Annotated in this window: 11 protein-coding genes; 3 read left to right on the top strand and 8 right to left on the bottom strand. The window is 59.5% G+C overall.

The window, feature by feature from the left end; genetic code table 11:
• Nucleotides 1–56 precede the first annotated feature (56 nt).
• Complete coding sequence (locus tag KT71_RS08770) at nt 57–797, top strand: hypothetical protein (protein WP_008295777.1); 741 nt, start codon at nt 57–59, stop codon at nt 795–797.
• Between the two features lie 126 nt (nt 798–923).
• On the opposite strand, the gene KT71_RS08765 is transcribed toward KT71_RS08770, so the two are convergent.
• The 5 genes from KT71_RS08765 to pspA all read right to left on the bottom strand — a co-directional run bounded on the left by KT71_RS08765 (nt 924) and on the right by pspA (nt 4861).
• On the bottom strand, nt 924–2294 hold the full coding sequence (locus KT71_RS08765; RefSeq protein WP_008295778.1) for an alginate export family protein: 1371 nt from the start codon (nt 2292–2294) through the stop codon (nt 924–926).
• 44 nt (nt 2295–2338) lie between these two features.
• Nucleotides 2339–3166: a lipase family alpha/beta hydrolase gene (locus KT71_RS08760; protein WP_023659493.1), complete on the bottom strand. Its 828-nt coding sequence runs from the start codon at nt 3164–3166 to the stop codon at nt 2339–2341.
• A 108-nt stretch (nt 3167–3274) separates the two neighbouring features.
• Nucleotides 3275–3847 carry a PspC domain-containing protein gene (locus tag KT71_RS08755; RefSeq protein WP_008295780.1) on the bottom strand — a complete coding sequence of 191 codons (573 nt, stop codon included), beginning with the start codon at nt 3845–3847 and terminating at the stop codon, nt 3275–3277.
• Complete coding sequence (gene pspB, locus KT71_RS08750) at nt 3844–4107, bottom strand: envelope stress response membrane protein PspB (protein WP_023659492.1); 264 nt, start codon at nt 4105–4107, stop codon at nt 3844–3846. Before pspB ends, KT71_RS08755 begins: the two co-directional genes overlap by 4 nt.
• 67 nt (nt 4108–4174) lie before the next feature.
• Nucleotides 4175–4861, bottom strand: coding sequence for a phage shock protein PspA (gene pspA / locus KT71_RS08745; protein WP_023659491.1), 687 nt, complete (start codon nt 4859–4861; stop codon nt 4175–4177).
• A gap of 392 nt (nt 4862–5253) precedes the next feature.
• On the opposite strand from pspA, the gene pspF reads away from it, so the two are divergent.
• The gene (pspF, locus tag KT71_RS08735; protein WP_040362268.1) at nt 5254–6321 is read left to right on the top strand and encodes a phage shock protein operon transcriptional activator; all 1068 of its coding nucleotides are present in this window, start codon (nt 5254–5256) and stop codon (nt 6319–6321) included.
• Nucleotides 6322–6401: 80 nt separating this feature from the next.
• A complete protein-coding gene (locus tag KT71_RS08730; RefSeq protein WP_008295785.1) occupies nt 6402–7859 on the top strand; it encodes an NAD-dependent succinate-semialdehyde dehydrogenase in 1458 nt (485 codons plus the stop codon).
• An 88-nt stretch (nt 7860–7947) separates the two neighbouring features.
• Here the strand turns inward: KT71_RS08730 and speB are convergent, their stop codons facing one another.
• The 3 genes from speB to KT71_RS08715 are packed head-to-tail and all read right to left on the bottom strand — an operon-like array spanning nt 7948 to nt 11891.
• The gene (speB, locus tag KT71_RS08725; RefSeq protein WP_008295786.1) at nt 7948–8901 is read right to left on the bottom strand and encodes an agmatinase; all 954 of its coding nucleotides are present in this window, start codon (nt 8899–8901) and stop codon (nt 7948–7950) included.
• A 60-nt stretch (nt 8902–8961) separates the two neighbouring features.
• Nucleotides 8962–10464, bottom strand: coding sequence for a glycerol kinase GlpK (gene glpK, locus KT71_RS08720; RefSeq protein ID WP_008295787.1), 1503 nt, complete (start codon nt 10462–10464; stop codon nt 8962–8964).
• A complete protein-coding gene (locus tag KT71_RS08715; RefSeq protein ID WP_008295788.1) occupies nt 10464–11891 on the bottom strand; it encodes an aldehyde dehydrogenase family protein in 1428 nt (475 codons plus the stop codon). Before KT71_RS08715 ends, glpK begins: the two co-directional genes overlap by 1 nt.
• Nucleotides 11892–12045 lie beyond the last annotated feature (154 nt).

Genomic DNA, 12045 nt, shown 5'->3' with positions numbered 1-12045 from the left:
AGCGGACGAGCCTAAGGCAGCAGAAGCGAGGGTAAAAGCTCTGCTATGCTGCATACATGGACAATGAAGATACAGAAAAATCCCGTCTCGACTGGCGGATAATGTTCGGACTCACGATAACCACGGTCTGGATGGGTACGGGAATTTACTACATCACGCGCCTTGTGGGCTGGACCGAGTTTCAAAGACTGCCGACAGCAGATATCGGCAGTTTTTTTGAGGGCGCTTTCGCACCCCTGGCGTTTTTATGGCTGGTTATCGGCCATTTCATGCAGCAAAAAGAAATCACCGCAAACACCCGCGCCACAAGCCTTCAGGAGCAAAGCACGCGGCGCCTGGAACTCCACTCCCGGCGGGACTCCTACTTCAAACTCCTCGGTCTTGTGCAGGAGCAGTTGGGGAGTATCGCGGGTTTTCACTACATCTCTATCTATGGCCCCACGGGCACCGACGAGGTGTCCCTCGAGAAGTTTTCACAGCTGCGCTCCGAGGCCAGCACGGGCGATCATTCCCTGTTTATCCGCCTGATGGTGTCCGAAGCCGCGAACAACCGCGACAATCCCGAGGTGCTTCGGGACATGCTCTTTGGCACCGATATTCGCACCCGCCACAGCGAAAACTTCAAGCGCACCTTTGGCAGAGTTCTGGAGGCAGCGGAATCTGTCGATACCGATAATATGCTTTGTGAGGCCCTTCTCGACGGCTCTGCAGCGGGTCTCTATTACCGCATCATCCGACATGTAGCCGGCGAGGAAGAAATGAACCCCATTTCAGGTCTTCGTACGACTAATCTCTGAACATAAGATCCAGCGCCTGCTACAGGGTCTGGCACAACGCCCGGCACGACGCCACACCCGTGGGACTTGCGTTAGACCGTCGACACAAACACCGACATAAACGTCGACGGAACGACCAGCAAATCCCTAGAAACGCCAGTGAAGCTGGGTGTAGAGATAGTGAGTATCGTCGGGAGCCGCCGGGTTCAGAGGCGCTTGAGAGAAACCGGAGAAATACGCGCCCTTATCCAGATAGGCGCCCCCCGCCTCTACGCTGAAGGCATACTGTTCGGGGAGCCATCGCCAGCTGAGTTCCCATTGCCCGCCTATCTCACGACCGGACTCTCCACTGACATCCCGCCGGGCTCCCGTCACAAAAAAGTCTCGCGGTGCATCGAGCGCCAGCCAGCGATAGGCCAACAGCCAACGCTGACTGCCCGTGGCCCGCCATTGGGCGCGCAGGAAGGGCGCACGGAGATTGCTGCGCACCGCTGCGCCAAAGATGCCGCTGGGGCCCAATTCGAAGGCCCGGGCACCGTAGAGGCGGTCAAAGCGTTCGTTTCGCCCATCAAGGGGATCACGGTCGCCCGTGGCCTGATCATAGCCCAGCCTGAGATTAAGACCCGGCCCTACATCCAGACCCGCATGCACATGGGTAAACCAGGCCCGATGATCCAGAGCGTCGCCCGTCGAGAGCGCGCCCGGCAGGGACTCTCCCCACTGATAGGCGGCTTCAAATTCAAAATCAGCCCCGCCCCGGGCCCAAAGAAAACGCGAGCCCAGCGTTGTGAGGTCGCGGTCGGCGACGGGCCGACTCGGCCGGTCTCTCAGCTCACTCCCAAAAAGGTACACCCCAAGGGATGCCTTCTCGCCGGATAGGCGATGATCGAAGCTCCCGCCCCAGAATCGTTCTGAACTGCCCGCTTTATCCAGACGAAACTCCCTGTTCAGGAGCGACTCGCGCTCAAGGCCATCGGGGCGCCGCTGCAGGGGTAAGGTGTAAAAAACTCTGGCAGTGCCGCTGGCTGCGTCGTGGGTGAGAAGCACACCCTGGAAAGCGTTGCTGGTATTGCGAAAGTTATTGCGTGCCAGCAGTCGACGGCTGCCATAGTCCATGGTTAAACGACCGGCGGTCAGGGTTAGGGAGCTACCCTCCTCCCGGATCCAGCGTTTCCAGAGCTTGAGATTGATGGGCTCCAGGGTATTGATGTCGTCGGTGCCGATGGGAGACTGAGATTTTGCGCCCCAGGCGCGACTGTCCTGCACCTCGGCCCGAAGCCCCCAGTCGGAGGCCTCAAAGCTCGCGCCAACCACCGTGCGGGCAAGTTGAATATGGTCATGATCCGGCGCTAGCAACCGGAAGGAGTCGGCAAGATACTCGCTGCGCAGGCGAAGATCCGCATCAAAGGACCAACCCCGGGCCCCGTCGCCGGATTGCGCGAGGGTTTTATCGCCCGCACCCAGGAGCAAAGCTGTCATCACCATCAGCGCGGCGCCAAGGCGCAGAGAAACCATCATGAGGCCTTCAGAAAAAGCGGTAGCGAGAAATCAACGATTGATTGCTAGGCGGCGTGCTTGGGCACCATCACCGTGGCAAGACCGCTCACCGTAAAGGGTTTCCAGTCATCCACGGACTGACGAAGCCTGTCGGCGATGATATACCAGACCGTAGGATTTACGGTCATACCGCAATGACTACCGCGCACCTGAATGTTCTGCGTGCTCTCGTGGGCAAACTCAGGATTCTGAAATGCTGTTCGCCAGTTCACGATACCGTCACCCTTGGAGTACACCGCGGTGGTGGGCACCGGCGGCGCACGGTGAAGATCATCGAGGGCTACAGGCAAATCATCGGTGGGATTCAGGGCCTCAAAAAGGCGCGCCGGGTAGGAGCCGCTGTGCCGTCCGCGACCGAAGGGGCTGCCGAGAGAGACTACCTGCCTCACCAGATCCGGGGCCTCCCGCGCAATCTCCCTGGCAAAGATGCCTCCCAGGCTATGGCCCACCATGGAGACTGACTGTCCGTAGCGATCCTTCAGCATGGCGACACGCTCCAGGAGTTTTTCGAGGGTATCACCCCTCGGCCCGAGATTTTGCCCCTGACCCCAGCCATAGACACGGTAGTCGAGGCTTTTCAGAAAGCGCCGGAGGGTCGCATTGTAGCCATCGGATCCCAGGAAACCGGGTAAGACCATCACGGGATGACCATCACCCGGCGCAAGGTTATTCAGCATGCGGCGCACCGCCGCGAGAGAAAGCACCTCCAGCGCCACCCGCTGGGGTTCCGTAAGGGCCAGCCAGGCCGCGGGCGGCGGCAGATGGTAAGGGTCCACTGCCTCGGACCCCGGCATGACGACATCACCAAACAATGCCATCCGACTTGTCCCCATAGTTGTCTCCCGGACCGCCTGCTACCTGGGCGGTATCTCTATCATCCATTGTTGGAGAGGAAGGATACTCCGAGGAGCCCGGGGCACAACCCCCGGGCACAGGGTTTGCTAAAGCCTGGAAATCTCACTATTCAGCTTGAAACGGCGGGAGGTGACATAGGTCTCCATGTCTTCAACGCGTCGCAGGGCCTGGTCGAGTCGCTCCCGGGCCCGGGAGAGGCGCACACTCGCGCTGTCGCTGTAGCGGAACATCTTTTTGGGACGATAGTCGTGATAACGCTCGTCGTACTCCATTTCCGGACCAAACGCCTCCTCGTTGGCCGAGGGCGGAACGGCGCCCGAGACCTCCGCTGATTCCCGCTTGCGGCGACGGCCTTTGCGGTCGTCGGGACGGGGGCTCAGGAGCAGACATCCCGCCACGTACGCCCAGATGGCCAGGGTGCCGGTAAAAAGAAACGCGCCGATAAAAATCAGGCGTACCACCCAGTCGGCGACATCCCAGTAGTCGGCGATGCCCGCAGCAACCCCGCAGATTTTGCCGTCACGGCGGTTCCGGTAAAGACCCATGCCCCAGCCGTGACGCTTGCGCTCCTGATAGTGGCGAAACTGGGCACCACCGCTCCGATGCCTGCGGCGATGACGGCGTCCGCGACGTCGATCTTCCTCCGAGTAATCGTTCATGAGCTTCTCCTTCTGGTGGTCTCCTGTTGCTCCTGATCCCTCCAATCACCGTGATCGGAGTCGAGGATCGATTCCAGCGCCTGAATGCGCTCCGTCAATCGATCCACGGTTACCAGGATCTGCTCAACGTTCTCACGATCTTCCTCGTTCAGACTGCGACTCGAGCGATTGAGACTGCGGTAGTGCAGCACAATCCAGATCGGAGCAACGATGACCATGAAGAGAATCGTTGGCACGAAAAGTAGTTCGTAAAGTTCCATCTATGGCTCCCTGCCTCAGAAGGTAATGCTCCCATCCTGCACTATTGCCGGCGGGAGCGGTATGGGTTCAGGCATCCTTGGGGGCGTCGGACCCGCCCAGCTCCGCCTTCAGACGATCCAGTTCCGCCGTGATTTTCTCGTCCTGCTCCAGTGCATTGATCTCCGCCGCCAGGGATGGCGCGACGTCCTTGCCCATGTCCATGACTTCAAGCTGGCTTTCCAGGTTATCCATACGCCGCTCAAAATGCTCAAAGCGACCAAAGGCCTGGTCCAAGGCATCACGATTCACCTGGCGCTTTACCTTAATCCGTGATTCCACGGTCTGGGTTCGCATGACCAGGGCCTTTTTCTTGGCCTTGGCGTCATTCAGCTTTGCCTGGAGCTTACCGATTTCGTCATTCAACTGTGCGATATGCTCATCCGTGGCGGCAAGCTCCGCACTGACAGCTTCCAGCTCTTCCTCTATCTCGCGTTTTTCCTGAAGCGCTGCGCGGGCAAGGTCTTCCCGCCCTTTGCTGATGGCAAGCTTGGCTTTCTGTTCCCAGGAGTCGGCCTCGGCCTGGAGCTGCTCCACGCGGCGCGTCGCCGCCTTGCGATCCGCTAACACCCGGGCGGAAGAGCTGCGAACCTCTACGAGGGTGTCTTCCATCTCCTGAATGATGAGACGGATCAGCTTCTCCGGATCCTCAGCCTGATCCAGCAACGCGCTGATGTTTGAGTTAATGATGTCGCTCATTCGCGAAAATATACCCATGATTACTCTCCTTGCGAGTGCTTAGGGGTGTCTGGGCGGGAGCGCATAGCATCGCCCGGCGCCGAGATAAGATTGACCGCTTCAACAACCAGTACTATTTCGAACAATGTAATGAGCGCCGGAGAGGGTCCTGTCACCGTGGCTATCCCGCAGGCCACTACGGCTAATGCGAGATAAATCGTCAAACGGTCCGGCTCCATACAGCGCTCCCTGCTATTGGTGGTTCGCCATTAATAATCCAAGTTATGGGCCAGATTTGTAGAAAAATTAATATTTACAATTACTTACTATAAATATTTCATCCATTTTTGATATAATTTCATGAAAAAGCGGGCAATTAAGCTAATTTATATGGCTTTTATTACCGTATTTATTGGTATATTTCGCCTTATATGCGATCTCCAAACAATATGCTGGGTGAATCGGCGTCTCTGGCTGCCGCTCTCGATCATCTCTCGCAGCTCGCGGGCATCCAACGTCCGGTGCTGGTGCTGGGTGAGCGAGGCACCGGCAAAGAGCTTGCCGCAGAGCGTCTTCACTATCTATCGAGCCGATGGGACGCCCCCTTTATCAAGGTCAATTGCGCCTCCATGGCCGAAACACTGCTCGAAAGCGAGCTCTTCGGGCACGAAGCCGGTGCCTTTACGGGTGCGTCGAAACTCCACGTGGGGCGCTTTGAACGCGCCGATGGCGGCACCCTGCTCCTGGACGAGATCGGCACCATGTCCCCTCGCCTCCAGGAGAAACTTCTCCGCCTTATCGAATACGGTGAATTCGAGCGCGTTGGGGGGCAGCGCACCCTTAGCGTCGATGTACGCGTCGTAGGCTCTACCAATGCCGACCTGAGAGCCATGGCTGCGGCACAGAGCTTCCGGGCAGACCTCCTGGACCGTCTGAGCTTTGACGTGGTGCATATGCCCGCACTTCGCCACCGTGACGACGACGTCTTCTTACTCGCACGACACTTCGCCGTGGAAATGAGTGCCGAGCTGAGCTGGGAGCAATTTCCCGGCTTCACGCCGGCGGCCTTGCACGCCCTGGCCGAGCATTCCTGGCCCGGTAACGTCCGCGAGCTCAAAAACGTCATCGAACGCTCCCTGCACCGCTGGGCTGATCAGGACAATGCGGTAGAGACCCTGGTCATCGATCCCTTCGAAAGTCCCTGGTCCGACGCCCTCCCCCTCCAGGACCAACCGGCTGCATCGGTGGGTTCGGTCACGGCGGACTCTGCCCGGCCGGCACAAAAGCACTCTGGGCCCGGCCCGGAAGCTATCAACGAGGAGGGATCGATCAATCTTCGTGAGCGCGTAGACGCTTACGAGCGATCCCTGCTTATCTCAGCGCTGGAACAACAGGACTTTAACCAGCGACGTAGCGCCGAGTCCCTGGGGCTGAGCTACGACCAACTGCGGGGCCTGGTGCGCAAACACAAGCTGAGCACCCGGCGCCGCAAAAATTAGGGGCGCCAGGCGTTTCCTATTGGCGTCCGTCCTTGTAACGTACGCGCCCTGAATCGACGAAATGGCACAGGAGCTTACTCATGACACTTCCGCTCTCGGACATGTCTTTACTGCGCGACGGCGCATACATTAACGGCCAGTGGACCCAGGCAGACGACGGTAAGACCTTGAGCATTCTCAATCCTGCCAGCGGTGATGAAATCATCAGCATTGCCAGCGTCGGTGTTAATGAGACGCGCAGAGCCATCGAGGCGGCAGATAAGGCCATGGCCGACTGGAAACGCCTCCCCGCAAAAAGCCGCGCGCAGATTCTCCGCCGCTGGTTTGAGCTGATTATGGAACATCAGGAAGACCTCGCCATTCTCATGACTGCCGAGCAGGGCAAACCCCTCGCGGAATCCCGGGGAGAGGTGGCCTACGGCGCCTCCTATGTCGAATGGTTCGGCGAAGAAGCCAAACGACTTTACGGCGATGTGATTCCGGGCCCCAGCGAGGACAAACGCATCGTCTGCATTAAACAGCCCGTGGGTGTCGTGGCGGCGATCACGCCCTGGAACTTCCCCATCGCCATGATTACCCGTAAGGCCGCACCGGCCCTGGCCGCGGGATGCACCATCGTTATCAAACCCGCGAGTGAAACCCCGCTCTGCGCCCTGGCATTGGCAGAGCTCGCCGAGCGTGCCGGCATCCCCGCGGGCGTTCTGAATGTAGTGGCCGGTTCTGCCCGGGAAATCGGCGGTGAACTCACCGCCAATGCCACGGTTCGCAAACTGACCTTCACAGGCTCCACACCCATCGGCAAAGTCCTGGAAGCCCAGTGTGCCGACACCATGAAAAAAACCTCCATGGAACTTGGCGGCAACGCGCCCTTCATCGTGTTCGATGATGCCGATCTGGATTCCGCCGTCGAAGGGGCCATGATTTCCAAATACCGTAATGCGGGACAGACCTGCGTCTGCTCAAACCGTATTTTCGTGCAGAGTGCGATCTACGATGCCTTCGTCGAAAAGCTCGTGGAGAAAGCCAGCTCATTGAAGGTAGGCGATGGCATGGAGGACGGAATCGCCCTCGGGCCCCTGGTTAATGCCAAGGCTGCCGTGGACGTGGACGAACTAGTGCAGGCATCGATTGCCAGTGGGGCTAAAGTGGCTCTTGGAGGCGGCCCCCACGAGCTTGGTGGCAGCTTTTACCAACCCACGGTGCTCACGGAAGTCGACAGCAGCATGGCCGTGTTCCGCAACGAGATCTTCGGCCCCGTTGCTCCCATCGTGCGCTTCGACACGGAAGAAGAAGTCATCGCAATGGCCAACGACACGGAGTTTGGTCTGGCGTCTTACTTTTACACCCGGGACATTGGCCGCGTATGGCGCGTAGGTGAAGCCCTGGAGTACGGCATCGTGGGCATCAACGAGGGCATCATCTCCAACGAAATGGCGCCCTTTGGAGGCGTCAAGGAATCCGGTTCCGGTCGCGAGGGCTCCCTCTACGGTATGGATGACTACGTGGAAATCAAGTACATGCTCATGGGGGGGCTCTGATAAGCCCCGAGGCACGGAACCAGAGAAACGCAGCACCGAACCGGCTTCTCCGGGACACAGCCTTGTCCCGGAGAAGCTTGTCACCGCATCAATCCCGTCGCTGACAGCCGGGAAAACTACACAGCATTTCGAACATGAGATTTGCAGCGAGGAGCGAGGTGTTGCCGGTCGTGTCGTAGGGCGGTGAGACCTCGACGAGATCTGCACCCACAAGGTTGGTTCCAAAGACTCCGCGAATGATCTCCAGCCCCTGGGAGGTCATAAGCCCCGCGGGTTCCGGCGTCCCCGTTCCCGGCGCCACCGATGGATCCAGCCCATCGATGTCAAAGCTCAGATACACCGGATGGTCCGCACCGATCTGTTCGCGGACCTCCTGCATAAGTGGCTCCAGGGACTGATACCAGCATTCTTCCGCCGGCACGACCCGGACGCCCCGCTGGCGCGCCCAGTCAAAATCATCGGCGGCATAGCCCGTGGCACGAAGCCCGATCTGCACCATTTTCTGCGGATCGATGAGGCCCTCTTCGATGGCCCGCCGAAAAATCGTACCGTGAGTCACCTCCTCGCCGAACATGTGGTCATTCATATCTGCATGGGCATCCACGTGCACCACCGCCAAGGGGCCATGGATCTTTGCCTGGGCACGAAGAATAGGCAGGGTGATGGTGTGGTCGCCGCCCATCGCCAGGGTTTTTGCACCGGTGGCGAGCACGCCGTCAAAATGCTTTTCGATGATCGCGATGGACTTTTCGAGGTTGTAGGTATTGAGGGCTACATCGCCGGTATCCGCCACCTGAAAGGAATCAAAGGGCGCTGCCCTTGTTGCCATGCCATAGGGGCGCACCAATACGGACTCTGCGCGAATTTGACGGGGTCCATAGCGGGACCCTGCACGATTACTGGTGCCACAATCCAGGGGCACTCCCAGCACTGCAATATCCAGTCCCTCGCCGGACAGCTGCACGGGCAGACGAAACATACTGGCGATACCGCCGAAACGGGGCATCTCGTTCCCCGAAAGGGGTTGGTTGAATTCGCTCAAGGTACACTCACTTTTGTCAAAAAAAGGTTCAGCGGGCTGCTTGGCTGCGCTTAAAGACGTTTATCTGCGTTTGTCTGCCAAAAGAGTCTGATCAATAGCCGCCTGCCAACTCGCCAGCCGCTTCCGTCGCCGGGGCGCGGTCATGCCTACGGCAAACTCCCGCTCAGGCTGCCAGATACGTTTGATCTCCGCAGTATTGCGCCACAGCCCCACGCCCAGGCCGGCAAGGTAGCTGGCCCCGGCCACGGTAGTTTCGATGATGCGAGGCCGCACCAGTTTCCGGCCGAGGTAATCCGCCTGGGTCTGCATCAGCAGATCGTTGGCGGCAGCCCCGCCATCCACTCGCAGGGGACGCATGCGCTTGCCAAGATCCGCCTCCATGCACTTGAGGATATCCACATTCTGCAACGCCATGGCGTCGAGGGTCGCTCTGGCGATGTGGCCCCGCTCACTCCCCCGGGTGAGACCGGTAATGAGCCCCCGGGCATCTGCCGCCCAGTGAGGGGCGCCCAGTCCCGTCAGCGCGGGAACAAACTCCACACCGCCATGATCGGGAACCGTCGCCGCCAGGGCCTCGATATCCGAAGCCTGCCTGACCAGTCCCAGCCCATCGCGCAGCCACTGCACTGCGGCACCGCAGACAAAAGCACCACCCTCGAGGGCATAAACAGGATCCTGGTTTTTCAGCTGCCAGCCCACGGTGGTCAGGAGGCCGGACTTCGAGGCGATCCGGGCACCACCGGTATTCATCACGATAAAGGAGCCCGTGCCAAAAGTGCACTTCGCGTCGCCGGCGGTAAAACAGGCCTGACCAAAGAGCGCCGCCTGCTGGTCACCGGCAATACCGGCGATGGGAATACCGTCGGGCAGGCCGCGAACACCCCGCGTGTACCCAAACACCCCGCTGCTCGGTCGTATCTCGGGCAGGATATCGCGGGGCACTTCAAAGAGTGTCGTGAGATCGTCGTCCCAATCCAGGGTTTTCAGATTCATCAGGGACGTGCGGGCGGCATTGCTGACATCCGTGGCGTGCTCCTCACCGCCCGTCAGGCGCCAGAGCAAAAAACTGTCCATGGTGCCGGCGGCGAGAGCGCCGGCCTTGAGGGCCCGCCTGGCGGCGGGTACCTCACGAAGGAGCCAGCGAAACTTACTGGCGCTGAAATACGGATCCAGGACAAGACCACTGCGCTTGCGTACGAGGGTCTCGTGGCCCGCGCGGCGCAGCTCATCGCAAAAATCTGCGGTCCGTCGACATTGCCAGACGATGGCGTTGTGTAGGGCCTCCCCGCTCCGTCGATCCCAGAGTACGGAGGTTTCCCGCTGATTGGTAATGCCTACCGCCGCTATGTCTGATGGCTTGCAGAGCTTTTTGCGCAGGAGCTTTGCGAGGGCTTTTTCAATGGAGGCCCAAATGGCTTCGGGCTGATGTTCCACCCACCCGGGCCGCGGGAAAACCTGCGCGAACTCCACGTTCACGCTGGCGCATAGCTGACCCTGCGAGTCGACCAGGGCGACGGTGCTTCCCGTCGTGCCCTGATCGATCGCAAGAATAAAGTCAGGCATCAGGCCGCAAAGCCCTCCAGCGCCTTGATTTCCAGGTAATCCGTGAAGCCGTGCTCTCCCCACTCCCGTCCGTTACCGGATTGTTTGAAGCCACCAAAAGGTACTTCATAACCGCCGGGAGCACCGTTGATATGGATATTACCCGCGCGGATGCGGCGGCCCACGCTGCGAGCGCGCTCGATATCCCCGCTCTGCACATAGCCCGCCAGCCCATAGGGCGTATCGTTGGCCATGGCGATAGCTTCCTCCTCGCTCTCATAGGGGAGGATTGCCAGCACCGGTCCGAAAATCTCCTCCCGGGCGATAGTCATGGTGTTGTTCACCCCGGAGAAAACCGTGGGTTTGACGTAATAGCCCGCTTCCAGACCAGCGGGACGACCTGTCCCACCGGCAACCAGGGTTGCGCCCTCGTCAATGCCGGCCTGAATCAGTCCCTGAATTTTATTGAACTGCGCCTCGGAAACCACGGGGCCCAGCTGCGTGCCCTCCTCGGCCGGGTCGCCCACGACCACGGCGTCGGCCACGCCCCGCGCGATGGCTTCTACCTCGGCCAATCGAGCCGCGGGTACAAACATACGCGACGGTGCATTACAGGACTGACCGCTGTTCATGAACATGCTCATGCAACCGCGGGTCACCGCATCTTCCAAATCCGCATCGTCAAGAACGATGTTGGGAGACTTGCCGCCCAGTTCCTGGGTCACACGCTTCACCGTGGGCGCTGCGTTCATGGCGACCTGGGTGCCAGCGCGCGTGGAGCCGGTAAACGACATCATGTCCACATCCGGATGCTTCGATAAGGCGGCTCCGACGGTAGGTCCATCGCCGTTCACCATATTGAAGACGCCCGCGGGCACGCCGGCTTCGTGCATGACTTCAGCCCAGATCTGTGCCGACAGGGGCGCGATCTCGCTGGGCTTGAGTACGATGGTGCAACCCACAGCCAGTGCCGGAGCCACCTTGCAGGCAATCTGATTCACAGGCCAGTTCCACGGCGTGATCATGCCGCAGACACCAATGGGTTCCTTGATGATCCGGTGAGGACCGAGGTCCTCCTCAAACTCGTAATTGCGAAGAACGTCGAGGGCCTGCTGCATATGCCCCAGCCCCGTGTGTGCCTGAGCGGTTTCTGCCAATCCCTTGGGCGCGCCCATTTCCATTCGAATGGCCTCGGCAATATCGTGATAGCGCGACTGATAGACTTCAATGCAGCGCTCCAGGAGCGCGATGCGTTCTTCTCTACTGCTCATGCCGTAGGTCGCAAACGCCGCCTTTGCCGCCGCGACGGCGCGATCGACATCCGCCTCGGAGCCTAGGGAAATACGGGCACAGACGGTCTCATGCGCCGGGTCGATGACGTCGAAGGGCTTGGGGACCGCGGGGTCAACCCACTCACCATTGATATAAAACTTAAGATGTTCACGCATAGAATCTGCTCCGTTATTGTGATGTCGCTGAAAATTCCGAGACGGGAGTTTAGCACCGCAGCGTCTTAGGGAAAGCACCCATTAGGTGGGGGGTTCCAGGAACCCTGTTCCTTGCACACACCGGGGCTATCCACCACAATAAGTAGGTTGAATG

The organism is Congregibacter litoralis KT71, from assembly GCF_000153125.2.
GTDB classification, from domain to species: domain Bacteria; phylum Pseudomonadota; class Gammaproteobacteria; order Pseudomonadales; family Halieaceae; genus Congregibacter; species Congregibacter litoralis.
This window is presented reverse-complemented; position numbering and strand designations above follow the sequence as displayed.

Bases quoted from the DNA above. Each gene is read 5' to 3' on its own strand.
- KT71_RS08715 (WP_008295788.1), bottom strand. From the start codon at position 11,891: ATGCGTGAACATCTTAAGTTTTATATCAATGGTGAGTGGGTTGACCCC.
- KT71_RS08770 (WP_008295777.1), top strand. From the start codon at position 57: ATGGACAATGAAGATACAGAAAAATCCCGTCTCGACTGGCGGATAATG.
- pspB (WP_023659492.1), bottom strand. From the start codon at position 4,107: ATGGAACTTTACGAACTACTTTTCGTGCCAACGATTCTCTTCATGGTC.
- pspA (WP_023659491.1), bottom strand. From the start codon at position 4,861: ATGGGTATATTTTCGCGAATGAGCGACATCATTAACTCAAACATCAGC.
- KT71_RS08760 (WP_023659493.1), bottom strand. From the start codon at position 3,166: ATGGGGACAAGTCGGATGGCATTGTTTGGTGATGTCGTCATGCCGGGG.
- KT71_RS08755 (WP_008295780.1), bottom strand. From the start codon at position 3,847: ATGAACGATTACTCGGAGGAAGATCGACGTCGCGGACGCCGTCATCGC.
- glpK (WP_008295787.1), bottom strand. From the start codon at position 10,464: ATGCCTGACTTTATTCTTGCGATCGATCAGGGCACGACGGGAAGCACC.
- KT71_RS08765 (WP_008295778.1), bottom strand. From the start codon at position 2,294: ATGATGGTTTCTCTGCGCCTTGGCGCCGCGCTGATGGTGATGACAGCT.
- pspF (WP_040362268.1), top strand. From the start codon at position 5,254: ATGCGATCTCCAAACAATATGCTGGGTGAATCGGCGTCTCTGGCTGCC.
- KT71_RS08730 (WP_008295785.1), top strand. From the start codon at position 6,402: ATGACACTTCCGCTCTCGGACATGTCTTTACTGCGCGACGGCGCATAC.